Consider the following 16898-nt stretch of genomic DNA (forward strand, 5'->3'; position numbering starts at 1 on the left):
CTATTCAGATCGCCGTACAGATGATCTTACAATAGCCCGCCCGTATACTGCTTAAAAAACAGCTCGCGATAGATATCGCCAATCGGGATTTCGAACTTGTCTATGTATATCGTATGGTTGTCGAAAGAATCAATAAAGAACAAATTGATCAAATAAGATTTGCTGACCCGAACAAATATATGGGCCGGTAGTTTTTGGTGAATGGTTTTCAGATTCATTGCTGTAATCAGTTTGTTGGTACGGGTATAGATGACCACATAATCTTTGAGTGCTTCAATAAATCGAATATCGCCAAATAAGATTTTATAGTATTTTCGGTCCGATTTGATAAATACAGCATCTTCATTCACATCTTCAAAGGTGTTTTGATTTTCTTTTAAATTGAGCAGATTTTTATAGCTAAACGCTTTATCAATTGCCTTGGCCAGACGATCTTTTTTTATGGGTTTAAGCAGGTAATCAAGCGCATCCAGCTCAAAGCCCCGCAACGCATATTGGGCATAGGCTGTCGTCAGTATCACCAGGACATCTTTCGGTAAGGCCTGTGGAAAATCCAGTCCGTTGACGGTGGGCATCTCAATGTCCAGAAAGACAAGGTCAACAGATCCTGTTGCGAGATATTCCTTGGCAGCTAAGGCATTGGAAAACTCGCCGAGGATTTCTATGGATGAAATTTCTTCGACCAGATTTCGCATTTCTTCCCTTGCTAAGGGTTCATCATCTACAATGATACAGTTCATAATGGAATTTTTAATTTTACCTGATACAACAGGTCCTTTTTTGATATGTTAAGTTCGTAATTATTGCCATACAGCAAATCCAGCCGTCTTTTAGCATTGACTAATCCCAGTCCACCGTATTTAAGATCAGTATTCGAAAAATTTGGATCGCTCGAATTTTCACATTCAAAACAAAGTTGCCCGTCGGTCTGTGTAAAGTGAATAGCAATAAAGGTATTTTCATTGTGTATATTGACACTATGTTTAATCGCATTCTCAATAAAAGCGGTAAAAAGATGTGGCGGCAGAAAAATACTTTGTTTTTCGAGTTCCGCGGCACAGGAAAGTGAGGTTTTCAAATTATCCCGGCGTATTTCCTCAAGTTTTAGAAAATTGAAAATAAAGTTTATTTCGGATTTTAAGAGTGTTTTATCTGCATCATTTTCATACAGCTGGTACCGTAGAAAATCGGATAATTTGATAATAACCTCGGTGGCCATACTCGGGTTTTTCCGAATCAAAGCCTTCACATTATTGAGCATGTTAAACAAGAAATGTGGCTGAATCTGGTTCTTTAGTGCATTTAACTCCGTTGTAAGCGCCAAGTTTTTTAAATCTGAAATGCGTTTATTGTCTTCGATCCAACGTTTAAAAAGTTTAAACGTGGTGGTGGTCAAAATGATGGGAACACAGATAAAAAGACCGCTCACAAAACTCATGGTATTGGTTCGTTGCCTTTCAATTGTCGGGATATGGATACTAAAGATATAGATTGCGATCTGCATGACAACAAGCAGGCTCGCTGTCACCAGTAAAATGAGCAATACAGTATAGATTTCATATTTTCCCCTGAAAAAAAACTGTGGTATCAATACGTACATATTGATATAGAACATTGCGACGAAAACTGTCCAAAGCGCCAGAGAGAAGTAGGTCTTATAATTTCCTAAAAATTGTGCATTTGTATTGGCATTGGCAAAAAGAAAAAGCAAACCAATTAAAAACAGGCCATGTCGTAAAAATCTGAATTTCTTTTCCGTTAGGTAGCGTAAAACAATACGGTTGTTGCAGTCTAGCATATTGATCTGGTTTATTGACCCTGATTTCGCAAATGTAACTTTTTTTGTTTCAAAATGATTTTGTTTTATATGAACAGTGCTTTTTTTTATACCAAAGTGAAATCGGTAGGTAAAACGGATAAAAGCTCTTTTAATGTTACCCGCCTTTCGTATAAAATATTGCCCCTTTTGTATAAAAAATAAAATGAGCGTTTCCGATTGATCTATTCTTGTAAGACGCTGGCTGCTCCGTTCTAATTTCCGAAAGAGCAGTTTTTCGGATTGCCTTTAATTGAAAAAGAATAGATAGACAAAAAACGAATATCCACATGAAAAAGAATCTGGTGTTGCTTGGGAGCTTTGCTTTTATATGCAGCGGTTCAGCACAGACCAAAGATAGTATTCCCCAAAAAGTACAGGCCATTGTAGCCGACAAATTTCCTGCTGCGCGGGTGCTAAATCTAAGTTATGAATATAACGGCGGGTACAAATATTCATCCAATGCTAAAGGGGGCGTCATTACGCAAGGTAAGGTAGAGTCATTCTATCAGGCTGGCGGGAGCTTGAATGTCAATTTTTTAAACCGGCGTAGCTGGACGTTAGGTACTAACCTCGGTTATCAGTATTCTTCGTTTAATATCCAAGAATCTGATTTCAGCATGTGGCCGCAGAAAATGCGTACACAGGATTTCCATTACCATTACGAATCACTTAATTTCTCTTACTTCTCAAAATTATTTGGAAAAATGGTTATTTATTCCGCCAGTTTCATGACGGATGGAAGCGATAGGGGGATTGAACGGATGCGTGGGATATTGACCGGAACATGGGTACTAAAAGCAACTCGGGATGTACAAATGACAATCGGCTTACTCGGGTTTATTGATCCTGGGGCAATTATTCCTGTTGTTCCTACCTTCACTTATAAGCAGCAATATCACAATGGCTGGATGATAGATGTGCTATTGCCAAAAGGCGCCTACGTCCGAAAAACAATGCTGCGAAACGGTCGCCTTTCGCTGGGGGCAGATCTCAGCACGACGACATTCTACCTCAATGATTTTTTGGGATCAGATAAGATCTATACCTTTAGTCAGATGGAGATCAACTCGGGATTGACCTACGAACATAATTTGGGAAGATCATTTATAGCAACGCTCAAATCTGGTATGAAGACCATTCCGAGGTCAAGGATATTTGAAAAAAGTGAAAGGCAAAATAATTATGTATGGGAAGCTTCTGCGGACCCGTCGTTTTATCTCAATGCTGGACTTTCTTTTAATCCCTTTGCAAAAAAAAGACGTTAGTGAAGGGCTGATCATCGGCAAAGCAATTTGACGGGATTGTACAAAAATTTACTCAGTTTCTTCGATTATTTATATTGTTTTAGTGTTTGAACATTTAAATATTTGCTATATTTATTTTATAAATAGAAATTAAAATAAGGTTAATCGTATGTATACTGCTTTCTAGATTTAATTTCTTTTATCAAATTTGAGTGATACTAAGCCCGTAATAGGGCATTTGAATAAATAATCAAGAAAAAAAAAGAAAATGGCATTATTAGAAACCCTTGAATGGCGTTATGCGACCAAAAAATACGATTCAACAAAGAAGGTTGATCAGAAGGACGTAGATAAAATTATCGAAGCAGCACGTATGGCACCGAGCTCCTCGGGATTGCAACCTTTCCGTGTTGTGTTGATTACAGATCAACAATTGAAGGAGCAAATTGTACCTGTAGCTTGGGGACAGCAAATTATTGCAGAAAGCTCTCATCTTTTGGTTTTTGCGGCATGGGATAAATACACAGATGAACGTATTGATGCAACTTTTAACCAGATGAATAACCATAGAGGTTTACCATTGGATACAACTGATGATTACAAAAATAAATTAAAAAGTATGTTTGCCGCGCTTACTGAGGAACAGCAGGCAGCGCACGCTGCGAAACAGGCTTATATTTCTTTTGGAATAGCCATCGCGCAAGCTGCAGAATTGAAAGTGGATGCAACACCAATGGAGGGATTTTCCAACGGTGAGCTGGATAAGTTATTGGGATTAGATAAATTGGGGCTAAAAAGTGTTGTTCTGCTACCATTAGGTTACCGTTTGGGTGAAGAGGATTGGTTGCTGAAATTGAAAAAATTTAGATTGCCTAAAACTGAGTTTTTGATTGAACTACCTTAATAGTACGAAATTGAAGTGCTGTAACAAGAGCACGATTTAATTGTAATCTCTAACAATACACAAAAAGGGGCCTATTTATGCCCCTTTCTTGTATATTTATACCGCGTTAACTGAGTAAATTAAAATTGATATGCGACACTCCCGAGGATATTTCTAGGCATTTGAGGATTTACAGTAGTCCAACCTTTGAAATAGGTTTGGTTGGTCAGGTTGTTTCCCTTTACCGCAAATTCAAAATGTTTATACCCATAAGAGAGGCTTGCGTTAAATAGTGTATATGACGGTAGTGTAAAAATACCAGTAGGTACACTGTTGGTAATTAGATTTTCACTGGCATAATTCAATCCCGCCCCAATACCGAGACCTTTGAGTATTCCTTTTTGTAGAATATAGTTGGCCCATAGGTTCGAAAGATGTTTTGGCCCTGCTTCTGTTGGACGTAAATTATTCACATTTTCAGCAGCTTTTGTCGTTTTGCTATCATTAAAACTATAACTAAATATAACATTCAGGCCTTGGACCGGAGCAGCTGTTAAATCAAAATCTATTCCCCGGCTTAAACGTGTACCATCTTGAACGGTAATATTGTAGGACTCCCCATCAATAACTCTTGCTTCAGAGCGCAACATATTATCAACGGTAATGTCGTAGTAGCTTGCCGTTAGACCAAGTTTATTGTCGAGCAGATTAAATTTAACCCCGGCTTCCCATTGCGAGGCCTGCTGTGGTTTAAAGTCTCCTGATATACTTGGATGTGGTTGTACGACAGGAGCAACATTCTTGAATCCGTTTTGATAATTTGCAAAAAATGAGACTTTATCTCTGATAAATTCATAGACTAAACCTGCACGTGGAGAAAATGCGGTTTGATTGAACGTCCCCGTTGTGGTGTCTTTGTCAAAATTATAAGTTCCCTGATTGTCAAAGTAATCCATACGTAGAGCAACATTCAGATGTAACTGCGGAGTGAGATCCAAAACATCGGAGACATAGGCGCCCAAGACCTGATTACGGCTTCTCGTATTTGTTTTGGCTCCTGTTGAAGCGGCTATTGCTGCATCAATATTTGCTACATTGAATTTAGCATATCTTGGATCATCAAAAGAAGTATTGAGCTGATCAAATAAGATATAAGGTGAATTATGACTTTCGGCTTGTTGGAAAAGATAGTCGATGCCAACGAGCAATCTGTTTCGGAGTTCCCCGAGATGAAAGTCCCCGACAAAATTTTGCTGTGCATTGAAATTGCTGGCGGTGTAGTTCTGGTCAGCGACATAGCGATTGATCAATGTATCGTTATTCGCCTGGAGATACATAACATATTGAAAATAACCGTCTGATTTACGTCTATTGTAATTTGCTGTTGTATAGGAGGTCCATTGTTCGTTGAAACGGTAGGTGACGTTGCCCCTTACATTCGTGGTGGGATTTTTAAAGGTCACGTCGTCATTCGTATACGATTTACCGAAATCAAACTGTAGTTCATCGGGCGTCCTCGCAAATAACTGGCGTGAACGATTGAGAAATACCATTAATGGATTGGTCGCCTTGTTTTGAAAATGCTCGAAATCCAATTGGATGTCAAGTTTTTCACTTGGTCGGTAGAGTAATGAGGGGGCGATAAAAAATGATCTGTTGAAACCCGCGTCCTGATAGTTGCCGACATTGGTAAGTGCTGTATTCACACGGCCCAGAAGCTTTTTATCCGCAGTTAGCGGACCATATACGTCCGCAGTAAGACGATGCTGTGCATAACTGCCAAAAATATAATTGACACGACCACCGACAGTATCCAATGGCTTCTTGGTGATATTGTTGATTAGTCCGCCAAATCCAACTGCGGCTCCACCGTAAAGTGAACCTGAGGGCCCTTTGATCACCTCTATGGATTCAAGATTGGCCGGATCTGGACTGGTGCTAGCGATTCCAACCACACCATTAACCATGGCAGTCTGTGTACTAAATCCTCGCAATGTGTAATAGGTGACTCCATCACCAGGTCTTCCTGTTGAAGCCCATAATTTGTCAATACCTGAAACATTCGCCATAGCATCGTCGTAATTGGTGTTAAGCTGGCTCTTTAATAATTCTTTGGTAACGACAGCGTAGGATTGGGAGTTTTCAAGGTTGTTAAGTGGCATCTTCGAAACGTAAATACTTTGTTTCCGAGTGTATTTATTGGATCCATTTCCATTAATAACAATCTCTTGTAGGGTAGATTGGTTTTCGTTGAGGTAAATATCTGGAATCCGGTTTTTGTCCTCTACAATTTGGATTGTACGGGTCAAAGACTGTAAGCCCAAGGCTGATATCTCCAGTCTGGCTTCGCCCGGCTTTAAAGATTTAAATTGATACGAGCCGTTGGTTCTCGTTGATACGGTGATGTCTTGCGGGTACAATTTTACTGTAATACCTGAGATAGGTTTGCCATCGGAGGAGAAAATTTTACCGTAAATTTCGGCTTTGTGTTGTCCTTGGGCAAGTAGGGTGCCCGGAATAAACAACAGGAGGTAGATGATAATTTTATTCATGTCGGTTTGTAGTCTTAATTAGATTAATTATAAACAACGCAAAGGTATTACTCCTGTGATATTTTTCAAAGTTTTATTTATTTAATTTTTGGTCTTATATTGGCCAGTAGATAAGTGGCCTGTCCATTGGCCACAAACGCGGATCAAATAGCGCTTATCAACAATGATCGTAATCCCGATCCCAGATTAAAAGTAAAAAAGTGATCGCTTCTTAAGTTTCCGTAACTAAAATGTTATCCATGGATAATGAAGCTCAAATGGCGCTAAAAGCGACGAAAATAGAGATTGTATTGCGAGGAGGTAATATAGTTTATGTTTCTGTTAATCTAGTTTTAGTTTATCCCGTCGTTCTTCTTTAATTTTACTAACGTTAGCTATCAATGCTGTTTCGGCTCGTTGATATGTATTCCATTAGCTCAAGCATTGGAATAGCTGCACAACAATTATAAAATAAACCTAATAACAGAATAATATTGAATAGACCTTATTGCTATGAATAGAAAATTAATGGTATTAGCATTATTGGCCTTAATTATCGCCTGCTTTACAATATTTACATTTGGCAAAGAAGAAACGGTAGACTTTAGTGCGGATGTCAAACCGATATTAAATAAACATTGCATTGCTTGTCATGGTGGAGTGAAGAAAAATGGAGGGCTAAGTTTTCTTTTTGAAAATGAAGCTTTTGCCAAAGCCGAGTCTGGCAAACCGGCGATTATTCGGGGGGATGCGGAGCATAGCGAGTTTATGAAGAGATTGGTTTCTGATGATCCTGAATTGCGCATGCCTTATAATGCGCCAAAACTGAATGATGACGAAATTGATATTTTAAAGAAGTGGATCGACCAAGGTGCAAAGTGGGGTAAACATTGGGCTTATACTTTACCCGATGATGTCGAAGTGCCGAAACCATTTTCCCTGGCAGGACTTTTTGGCATAAAACCGAAAGGGGTGAATAACAACATCGACTATTTTGTGCAGGCCAAATTGAAGAGCAAGGATCTGTCTTTTTCGGATGAAGCCGATAAGAGTACTTTGTTGAGAAGACTTTATTTGGACCTCATCGGCATACCACCGACCTTAGATGAAATCAGCGCATTTATCGAGGATGACAGCGATGATGCCTATTCACGTAGAGTTGATAGCTTATTGGCTTCCTCTAAATACGGTGAGAAATGGGCTAGCTGGTGGCTGGATATGGCACGCTATGCCGATACCAAAGGATACGAAAAAGATGGGTCACGTAGTATCTGGTCCTATCGGGATTGGGTAATCAAAGCCCTGAACAAAGATATGCCATACGACGAATTTACCGTTGAGCAGCTGGCAGGAGATCTCTTGCCTCAACCGACCAAAGATCAGTTTATCGCGACGGCTTTCCATCGGAACACCATGAATAACGATGAAGGTGGAACGGATAGTGAGGAGTTTAGGATGGCGGCTGTACTGGATCGTTTAAATACCAGCTATCAGGTATGGTTGAGTACAACATTTGAATGTGTGCAATGCCATAGTCACACCTATGATCCTTTTAAATTTGAGGAATATTATAAATCTTTGGCATTTTTCAACAACACGCGAGATGAAGATACACAAGGTGATCATCCAAAACTACGTTTTTATACGGCACAAGATGAAAAACGTGTCGATAGCATCAAGCATTGGTTGGCAGTCAATGGCGATGGAAATGCGGTAAAATCTGCGGATCTTTTCCTGCATACGCTCGAGCCTAAGATTCATGCCCATTATAGCGATCAGATTGTAAACGGTGCTTTGTATGATACAAAATGGCTTGGTGTACGCAGCAGTGGCTCAGCCCGTCTAAAAGCAATTGCCCTGGATGGCAAAAGGCAGCTCTTCATGAATTTTTGGACAGATGCAGTTGGCGGAAAAATGGAAGTGCATCTCAATAAACCTAATGGGCCTCTGCTAGCCAATATAGATTTACCCAAAACCTCCGGTAGACAGGTTATCCAGGCAGCGATAGCACCGACAAGCGGTGTACACGACCTTTTTTTGGTATTTAAGAATCCAGCGGTTGCAGCTGGTCAACCGATTTGTATGATTGAATGGTTTGCTTTTCGGGAGGACTTTCCGATTGGAAAACCCGTGGAAAATCTAAACCTTCAGCGAACTTTTCTCCAGCTAGTTAATCTGCAACCGGAAAGTGTGCCCATAATGATTGAAAATCCGAAAGATATGCATCGGAAAACGAATGTATTCATTCGGGGTAACCGCCTGTCTCTGGGAGCAGAAGTACAGCCCATGGTGCCTGAATCGCTCAATGAATTTCCAAAAGGCGCTCCCCGAAACCGCATGGGATTTGCACAATGGATCGTCAGTAAAGAGAACCCATTAACCGCGCGGACCTTGGTTAACCGTGTATGGGCACAGTTGTTTGGCCGGGGGCTGGTGGAGCCATTAGGTGATATGGGGACACAGAGTATACCGCCAATTCACCGTGAATTATTGGATTATATGGCTCTGGATCTTATGAACGGGAAAAAATGGAGCATGAAAAAATTGGTTCGTGAGATTGTCCTTTCAGGTACCTATAAGCAGGCTTCAACGCTAAATGGTGATAAAGCGGAAAAAGATCCGCAGAACTATTATTTGGCGAGAGGGCCGCGATTTAGGCTTTCCGCGGAGCAGATCCGAGATCAGGCGCTAGCTGTCAGTGGCTTGTTAAGCAATAAAATGTATGGACCGAGTGTCATGCCCTATCAACCGGATGGGGTGTGGATGACTGTATACAGTGGAGAGTCTTGGGTCAAGAGCGAAGGGGAAGATCAGTATCGACGTGGTATTTATACCTTTTTAAAACGTACGAGCCCTTATCCGTCCTTTGTTTCCTTCGATGCATCCAGTAGGGAAGTATGTCTTGTTGATCGCATACGGACAAATACGCCGTTGCAGGCTTTGGCCACCCTCAATGACCCCGTGTATCTGGAAGCGGCAAAGCATTTAGGAAATATCATGCTACAGGAAGGAAAAGGAAATACAAAAAAGAGCATCAGTGCCGGTTATCGAAGAGCAATGCTCAAAGAAGCTGATCCCAGGAAGATCGCCGACCTTGAAGCGCTCTACAAAAAAGCACTCTTGGAATTTAACAAAGCACCAGCATCTGCAGCGAAATATCTGGGCAGCGATTTGGCTAAGGAAAATACAAAAACAATATCATCCAAAGCTGCTTATATGTTGGTTGCAAATGCATTATTGAACCTGGATGAATTTTTAACGAAATCATAGGGGTGAGATTCAAAATACGTGACGGTAATAATCCCCGGAAGCTGAATCAACCGGGAATCGGGATAAACAAGAGATATGGTAGAATCGGTGTCATTCAAAAAGAGTTACATTAATGAAAGATCTGAATAAATTAATAGAAGAAGCGCAGCAATCTGAATTGAAGGCTGTGACAAGAAGACATTTTCTAAAAGATTGTGTTGCTGGTATTGGCGGCATTGCATTGGGAAGTCTTTTGGCAAGTTGCGGCGGATGGGGCACATCCGGATCGAAAGGCAATTTGGATCTGAATGCTTTAAATCCGTTGATTCCCAAATCGCCCCATTTTCCCGGTAAAGCCAAAAGTGTGATCTATTTACATATGGCAGGAGCCCCTTCGCAGCTTGAATTGTTTGATTACAAACCTGCACTACAGAAATTACATAATCAACCCTGCCCGCAATCACTTTTGGCCGGAAAGAAATTTGCCTTTATCCGTGGGGTACCTAAAATGCTGGGACCACAGGCGACTTTCAAACAATATGGTGAAAGTGGAGCTTGGGTATCCGATCATTTACCTCATTTTAGTCAGGTGGTCGATGACGTCAGTTTTTTGAAAGCCGTCCATACGGATCAATTTAACCACGGACCGGCACAGCTGTTTATGCATACCGGAAGTGCCCGATTGGGACGGCCAAGCATCGGTTCATGGGTGACATATGGCCTAGGCTCAGAAAACAGCAATTTACCGGGATTTGTGGTATTGACTTCTGGGGGTAAAACTCCGGACGCCGGAAAGAGTGTCTGGGGAAGCGGTTTTCTACCATCGGTCTACCAGGGGGTGCAATGCCGGTCAAAGGGAGACCCTGTATTGTATATTGCTGATCCTGAGGGAATGGACCGGGACATGAAGCGCAATCTTATCGACGCAATCAATAATGTTAACAAAACGGAGTATGACACATTTAAGGACCCGGAGACACTTTCACGGATTGCACAGTATGAAATGGCTTATAAAATGCAGGTCGCCGTACCCGAAGTGATGAATATCAACAATGAACCTGCTTATATCCATGAATTATACGGTACAGAACCCGGAAAGGAATCTTTCGCCAATAACTGCCTGTTGGCCCGCAAGCTTGTTGAACAGGGGGTGCGTTTTGTGCAATTGTTTGACTGGGGCTGGGATAGTCATGGCACAAATGCGGCAGACTCCATAGATCTTGGATTTCGAAATAAATGCCGTGAAATTGATCGCCCCATGACAGCACTGATCCTGGATCTAAAACAACGGGGCTTATTAGAGGACACATTGGTCGTCTGGGGTGGGGAGTTTGGACGGACGCCAATGCAGGAGAATCGTGACAATAGTGATATGCCATTCCTTGGGAGAGATCATCATACTGATGCCTATACCATCTGGATGGCAGGTGGAGGCATACGTAACGGCATCAGCTACGGGCAAACGGACGATATTGGTTTTGCAGGTGTTGAAGGCAGGGCCTCCGTACATGATGTGCATGCCACTATGCTCCATCTCCTGGGATTTGACCACGAAAAATTTACCTATGACTTTCAGGGCCGACCATTTCGTTTGACGGATGTGGAAGGTGAACTTATACAAGCTATTATTTAACGAATGAAACGATTACTAGTATTAATCCTTCTGATGGCCAATTTTTATACACTTCTGGCACAGCAACAAGAGAAATTACACATTAAGTACTATTGTACCAATTGGGGAAATACTGATTCCTGGGACCGCTTTTGTGAACGTGTGAAAAATGCGGGCTATGACGGGGTAGAAGCCTGGCTCCCCGGGGATCAGAAAGAACGAAAAGAAATGATTGATGCCTTGCAAAAATATGGTCTGCGTTTAGGGCTTCTTTCCGGTGGTTCCGGAGCTTCGTTTGACCAGTACCGTGAAAGTTTTAAACGTAATCTGGAAGAAGCTGTAAGCATAAAGCCGGATTATATCAATTGCCATACAGGTAAAGAATATTACGCGTTTGAACAGAATAAGCAATTGATCGATATTGGTCAAGTGATTATGGAAAAATGGCGTATTCCGGTTTACCATGAGACACATCGTGGGAGATTTAGCTTTGCGGCACACCTGACCAAAGATTATTTAACAAAAATCCCTGGTTTAAGGCTTGCTTTAGATATTTCACACTGGTGCAATGTACATGAGTCTTTGCTCGCTGACCAAGCTGAAGCAGTCTCTTTGGCACTCGCCCGGACAGAACATATCCATGCCCGGATCGGACATCCTGAAGGACCTCAGGTCAATGATCCTGCGGCACCGGAATGGAAAAATACGGTCAGTCAACATCTGGCCTGGTGGGATCAGATTGTTGCCCAACATAAACAAAGCGGAGCAAAGGTATTGACCATTACCACTGAATTTGGCCCAGCAGGTTATTTACCTACACTGCCTTTTACACAGCAGCCAGTGGCAGACCAATGGTCCGTAAATGTATATATGTTGAATTTACTCAAAGACAGGTATAAAGAATGATGGTTTTTCTTGAAGAATTGATGGCCTTTTTGGGACGGTTTCATTCCATCTTAGTGCATTTACCCATCGGAATTTTATTGATTGCATTTGTGATGGTATTTCTGGAGCTATTCACAAAAGAAAATCCATACCTGTTGGCGATTAGATTGTGCTTGTTATTGGGTAGTATGGCAGCCATGTTTGCCGCTCTTTCGGGATTTCTGCTTTCACGCAATGGCGGTTATGAAATCGACGTACTGAATTACCATCAGTGGCTGGGAATTGCTGTCGCCATATGTAGTCTACTGCTTTGTTTCCTGTACCGCGAAAAAAGCGGGACACTACACTGGGCAAGAAAAATCGTACGTTTCCGTTTTTGGATATTTTTGGTCCTGGTCATATTACTGGGAGTCACAGGACACTACGGCGGTACCTTAACACATGGCAAAGGTTATTTTCTTGAAGCCATGCCACAGGCGATGAAAAAGACTTTTGGTGTGGAGGAAAGCAGTGATGAGCTTCTAATTGTTGCGAATGTACAAGAGGCTGCCGTATATGACGGTATTATACAACCTATACTCAAACAACGTTGTCAGAGCTGCCATGGTGATCGAAAACAGGAGGGAGGATTGGCCTTACAGACAAAGGAAAGTCTGTTAAAAGGGGGTGAAAATGGAAAGGTGCTGAAGGAGGGCAATTCGAAAGAAAGTGAATTGTATGCGCGACTGATATTACCGGAAGGACACAAAAAAAGAATGCCACCAAAGGGGCGTACACCTATCAGCGTCGATCAGATCAAATTGATTGCATGGTGGATTGATCAAGGGGCAGGCTTCGATAAAAAAGTGAATCAACTTACACAGACGAAGGAAATTGCAGCGATATTGAAAAAACTTGAAACAGGAGAACAGCAGGCTTCGCAGATATTGTATGCTGATTTTCCCAAGGCACCCGATTTACCAAAGGATAAAGTTGATGCCTGGCAGGCAAAAGGTATTAAAATCATTCCTGTGGCTAAAGAAAATAATCTGGTGCTGGTCAATGCCATCAACTATCCACAGTTTAATGACAAGGATATGCAGGAACTTCTGGCCATTAAAGAGAATATCGTTCAACTGAAACTCGGGCATACCGCCATCACTGACCAGGCATTTTCTACGATAAAATCCATGCCTGTCATCTCACGTCTGCATCTCGAGAATACAAAAGTTTCCGACAATGGCCTATCACAATTGAAAGGACTGCAAAAATTGATCTACCTGAACCTGGTGGGAACAAAAGTAACCGCAAAGGGACTGTCGAAGTTGAAGGATATTCCTAGTTTGAAAAATGTATATATCTACCAAACGGGTGAGAGGGACAGTGTGGCCTTAAAAGCATTACATGGTAAGGTGCGCATCGATACAGGTAATTATCGGTTACCATTTATCGCTACGGACACGGTAAAGTTTTAAGAGGATAATAAGGGTGTTGGAACCTGACTGACCTATAGTGCAGCGATGCGATTGAATGGCGATAGGGTGTCCGATCTTTTCGGACACCCTATTTTTAGGTGTTGGGTATAAATATTAAGGATTATTTTCCGGTATTTTCCAATAAGGTGATCGCGTCATAAAGTACGCCGGCTTCGCCCCTAAAGGTTCCCGAACCTTCAGGTTTATTGTCTTTCGTGTACCATTCGTAGAAACCTTTATTTTTAATGACACGCGCCAACATGGGCTTGATCTGCTCATAAGCTTCCTGCTGGAACCCATTTTTAGCCAGTTGCTGGATCATTCTCCCTCCAAACCAAGTCCAATCTCCGCCATTTTGGTAACCATACGGATACATGCCTTTATTTTTGAAAAAACCTGCCGGATAAGTCGGATATACGGTTAATCCAATGGTGGCTGCTCCGGCATCTTTTACATTTTTGATCATCTTGTCCAGGGAAGTTTTGATCTGCTCTTTGTTAAGCAGGTTTGCCTCAATAGCAATGGCTGTTCCGCCGTGATAGTAAATCTGGTTTTCATCAAAATCTTTCGGAAATGGCGACCCGTTGATGTAGATGTGGGGGATGAATTTTTGATTTTTATCGTCCCAAAGATATTTCATGGTATTGCTGGTAATCGTGGCCCTGACCTTACCCCATTTTTCTTTTTTATCAGGGAAAAGATCCATGTAATTGTCCAAAGCAATTAAAAACATGGCGTTATCATAAATATCCAGGGCAATATGAGAGTTTTTATCCAAATGGACCCCCCAATCGTGTTCTGGCTGCACATCACCCCAATCGACGGTTGTGGCTCCCCACAATAGACCATAAGTGGCATTATAACGTTTGTCCATTAAAAATTGCAAAGCCTGTTCCATCCGGTCTTTCACTGTTGTTTCGCCTATTTTTTGTACGAGAAAAGAGCTGTCCTTGGTTGCTACGATATATTTGTGGACTGCCTGGATCAAAGATGTTTCCTGATCGGTTTCAACTGTGTTTTTATGTGCGGCATATTCCGGAGCCAGTGGATTTGTGATCGTATAATAGTCGGAAACACCATTCTTTAAACTGGATTTTTTGACAAAACCGTCTGCGATATTTCCATCAGCTTCCTGTAATTTAAAAAATAGTGCCAATTGATCTTTGATCTGCTCGTGGGGGTGCACTTGGCTTGCTAAGGTAATAAAGGTATTGTAATCCCTGATCCATACTTCACTATAGCCGTCACCTGCATTGAATCCTGCTTTGATAACCTTGCTTGCCATATCTTTGACGAGTTGGAAGCTACTATCCTGTGCCACATTTTGCTGTGTGTCGCTTCCTGAGGATTTATTGCTACCACCATTGCAGGATAATAGCAGGAATGAAGTTGATAACGCGAAACATAAATTTCTCATGATGCTGTTTTTTCTATCGTTGTGTACTTATTATTAACATTTATGGTCTTTGACAAAAGACTGTATTACTTTCGCCCGAGCAGTTCCCAAGTTTCGGAGCGAATAGGATTTCGCAGCTGCAGGAACGGCGAATGTCTCGGCATAATGGAAGATTTTTTTCATGCCATTGGCAGTTGTCAGTTCTACCGCTTCCCCTTCAACGAGCATCATAATATGGCATTGGCCCTTTGTCTCAATCTTCACCTCGTCCATAAATTCGTACCTGTAAACATCATAAAAATGATCTTCATGTGTCGGCAAATGCACTTTTGATGTTTGGTCATCGAGTGTATAAACCTTTGGTTGGGACAGGAGCGTGTCTTTGACAACATCACCCTTTCGGTTAAAATTAAGATTGGCGAAAGCCCTGTCGATATTTAATGGACGTGGCTTACCGTCTAAATCGGGGCGTACCCAGTCGTACATCTTAAACGTGTAGTTGTAGGGGGTGGCGCTGATCTCCAGTACAAGGTTATTTGTCCCTGAAGAATGCACCGTACCGTGGGGAATTAAATATAACTGATGCTTTTGCGATTCAAATTTTTGAACGTACCTGTCGATGGCGATCGGTTCGCCCGTATGGAAGCTCTGTTCAAGAACAGCACGGAAGTTTTCCGCATCGATATCATCCTGAAATCCCAGGTAGACCTGTGCATCACCCTTTCTGTCAACAATATAATAGGATTCGTCCTGTGTGAAATTTTCACCAAATTCGGCTTTGGCATAACTTGGACTAGGGTGGCACTGAATGGAAAGATTGCCGCCATCAAAAGTGTCCAGAAAGTTAAACCGGATTGGAAACTCAACACCAAACCGTGGCTGCGCAGCGCCCAGGACATTTGAACTTTCCTGAAACATCAGTTGATCAAATGAAATTTCGAGCACTTGCCCATTGTTCTCAAGTAAAATGCCGTTTTCGGGGACAATCATTTCAAAAGACCACGCATAATTTTTGACCTGTTGATCAATACCCGTTAAATGTTCTTTCATCCATTGCCCGCCCCAGACTCCGGGTTCGAATGTTGGCCTTACCCGAAAGTAATTTTTAGACATTACATGCAAAGTTGCCTTTAAATCATTTCCTAAGATCCAAGGTAGATTTTCAGCGGATTGTTGATCGGCAAGAATCTCCACGCGTGATAATATCATCCGCTTATGTCGGTTTAGGAGTTCCCAATCGACAAAGTAATACCGTTTATAAAGCTCTTTTTGATCTGTTTGTTTCGCACAGGCCAGATTCCCGGCCAGTCCCGCACGCATCCGCTGAATAAGGATATTTTTGGGCAGGTCGATGTACATCACTTGACCTGATACGTCAAGGAATGCTGCTCCGGGGCCATAAAAAATAAGGTATTCATTGTCGGTAGCCTGGTTTAGCATTCCCCGCAGTGTAGCCAATTTGACCGTATCAAAGTATGCGATCAGTTCGAGTGGTGTTTTTTTTCCGAATAAAGGATCATTACCGCCAAGATAAGGAGCCACTTTCTCCTCGATCGCTGCTTCAGGGAGCAATGCTGTTTCTATGGAAACAAATCGCGCCGTTAATCCTCGCTTAACAAATTCCTGCTGGATATGCTGCATCGGTGTTTCCCAATTTACGCCAACAAATCCATCTATGCAGTGTATATGATTTTGGATCAGGTGATCGACCAACTCATGATAAGAGTTTGACAATTTGCCCTGAACTGGAAATGTAGGTAAGATGTCGTATTGAAAAGATGTTGTTTGAGTATTGGAATACATAGGATGTTATTTATTGCGTATG

Annotated in this window: 11 protein-coding genes; 6 read left to right on the forward strand and 5 right to left on the reverse strand. The window is 41.8% G+C overall.

Translation table 11 applies throughout. The features are described 5' to 3' along the window. Positions 1-26: 26 nt before the first annotated feature. Together D7322_RS04790 and D7322_RS04795 are read right to left on the reverse strand one after the other, a co-directional pair. Positions 27-740 (reverse strand): LytR/AlgR family response regulator transcription factor, encoded by a 714-nt coding sequence (locus D7322_RS04790; RefSeq protein ID WP_121121811.1) that lies wholly within the window; start codon positions 738-740, stop codon positions 27-29. Beyond that, complete coding sequence (locus D7322_RS04795; RefSeq protein WP_121121813.1) at positions 737-1798, reverse strand: sensor histidine kinase; 1062 nt, start codon at positions 1796-1798, stop codon at positions 737-739. The genes D7322_RS04790 and D7322_RS04795 overlap by 4 nt, the downstream gene beginning before the upstream one ends. A gap of 308 nt (positions 1799-2106) precedes the next feature. Here D7322_RS04795 and D7322_RS04800 point away from each other — a divergent pair, with 308 nt between their 5' ends. Next, on the forward strand, positions 2107-3084 hold the full coding sequence (locus D7322_RS04800; RefSeq protein WP_121121815.1) for a DUF6268 family outer membrane beta-barrel protein: 978 nt from the start codon (positions 2107-2109) through the stop codon (positions 3082-3084). Between the two features lie 247 nt (positions 3085-3331). After that, positions 3332-3967 carry a nitroreductase family protein gene (locus tag D7322_RS04805; RefSeq protein WP_121121818.1) on the forward strand — a complete coding sequence of 212 codons (636 nt, stop codon included), beginning with the start codon at positions 3332-3334 and terminating at the stop codon, positions 3965-3967. A 119-nt stretch (positions 3968-4086) separates the two neighbouring features. Here the strand turns inward: D7322_RS04805 and D7322_RS04810 are convergent, their stop codons facing one another. Then, positions 4087-6498, reverse strand: a complete 2412-nt coding sequence (locus D7322_RS04810) for a TonB-dependent receptor (protein ID WP_121121820.1) — start codon at positions 6496-6498, stop codon at positions 4087-4089. 492 nt (positions 6499-6990) lie between these two features. Here D7322_RS04810 and D7322_RS04815 point away from each other — a divergent pair, with 492 nt between their 5' ends. The 4 genes from D7322_RS04815 (at position 6991) to D7322_RS04830 (ending at position 13677) form a co-directional block, all read left to right on the forward strand. Further along, the gene (locus D7322_RS04815) at positions 6991-9747 is read left to right on the forward strand and encodes a DUF1553 domain-containing protein (RefSeq protein ID WP_121121822.1); all 2757 of its coding nucleotides are present in this window, start codon (positions 6991-6993) and stop codon (positions 9745-9747) included. Positions 9748-9859: 112 nt separating this feature from the next. Continuing rightward, entirely contained in the window at positions 9860-11359 is a 1500-nt protein-coding gene (locus tag D7322_RS04820) for a DUF1501 domain-containing protein (RefSeq protein ID WP_121121824.1), read from the forward strand. 3 nt (positions 11360-11362) lie between these two features. Continuing rightward, the gene (locus tag D7322_RS04825) at positions 11363-12244 is read left to right on the forward strand and encodes a sugar phosphate isomerase/epimerase family protein (protein ID WP_121121826.1); all 882 of its coding nucleotides are present in this window, start codon (positions 11363-11365) and stop codon (positions 12242-12244) included. Beyond that, on the forward strand, positions 12241-13677 hold the full coding sequence (locus D7322_RS04830; RefSeq protein ID WP_245971253.1) for a c-type cytochrome domain-containing protein: 1437 nt from the start codon (positions 12241-12243) through the stop codon (positions 13675-13677). Before D7322_RS04825 ends, D7322_RS04830 begins: the two co-directional genes overlap by 4 nt. Positions 13678-13798: 121 nt before the next feature. On the opposite strand, the gene D7322_RS04835 is transcribed toward D7322_RS04830, so the two are convergent. Next, positions 13799-15094, reverse strand: coding sequence for a glucosidase family protein (locus D7322_RS04835; RefSeq protein ID WP_121121828.1), 1296 nt, complete (start codon positions 15092-15094; stop codon positions 13799-13801). A gap of 33 nt (positions 15095-15127) precedes the next feature. Next, positions 15128-16876, reverse strand: coding sequence for a class I mannose-6-phosphate isomerase (locus tag D7322_RS04840; RefSeq protein WP_121121830.1), 1749 nt, complete (start codon positions 16874-16876; stop codon positions 15128-15130). Positions 16877-16898: the final 22 nt, after the last annotated feature.

The sequence above is a fragment of the Sphingobacterium puteale genome, from assembly GCF_003627955.1.
Taxonomy (GTDB): Bacteria; Bacteroidota; Bacteroidia; order Sphingobacteriales; family Sphingobacteriaceae; genus Sphingobacterium; species Sphingobacterium puteale.

Bases quoted from the DNA above. Each gene is read 5' to 3' on its own strand.
- D7322_RS04790 (WP_121121811.1), bottom strand. From the start codon at position 740: ATGAACTGTATCATTGTAGATGATGAACCCTTAGCAAGGGAAGAAATG.
- D7322_RS04795 (WP_121121813.1), bottom strand. From the start codon at position 1,798: ATGCTAGACTGCAACAACCGTATTGTTTTACGCTACCTAACGGAAAAG.
- D7322_RS04800 (WP_121121815.1), top strand. From the start codon at position 2,107: ATGAAAAAGAATCTGGTGTTGCTTGGGAGCTTTGCTTTTATATGCAGC.
- D7322_RS04805 (WP_121121818.1), top strand. From the start codon at position 3,332: ATGGCATTATTAGAAACCCTTGAATGGCGTTATGCGACCAAAAAATAC.
- D7322_RS04810 (WP_121121820.1), bottom strand. From the start codon at position 6,498: ATGAATAAAATTATCATCTACCTCCTGTTGTTTATTCCGGGCACCCTA.
- D7322_RS04815 (WP_121121822.1), top strand. From the start codon at position 6,991: ATGAATAGAAAATTAATGGTATTAGCATTATTGGCCTTAATTATCGCC.
- D7322_RS04820 (WP_121121824.1), top strand. From the start codon at position 9,860: ATGAAAGATCTGAATAAATTAATAGAAGAAGCGCAGCAATCTGAATTG.
- D7322_RS04825 (WP_121121826.1), top strand. From the start codon at position 11,363: ATGAAACGATTACTAGTATTAATCCTTCTGATGGCCAATTTTTATACA.
- D7322_RS04830 (WP_245971253.1), top strand. From the start codon at position 12,241: ATGATGGTTTTTCTTGAAGAATTGATGGCCTTTTTGGGACGGTTTCAT.
- D7322_RS04835 (WP_121121828.1), bottom strand. From the start codon at position 15,094: ATGAGAAATTTATGTTTCGCGTTATCAACTTCATTCCTGCTATTATCC.
- D7322_RS04840 (WP_121121830.1), bottom strand. From the start codon at position 16,876: ATGTATTCCAATACTCAAACAACATCTTTTCAATACGACATCTTACCT.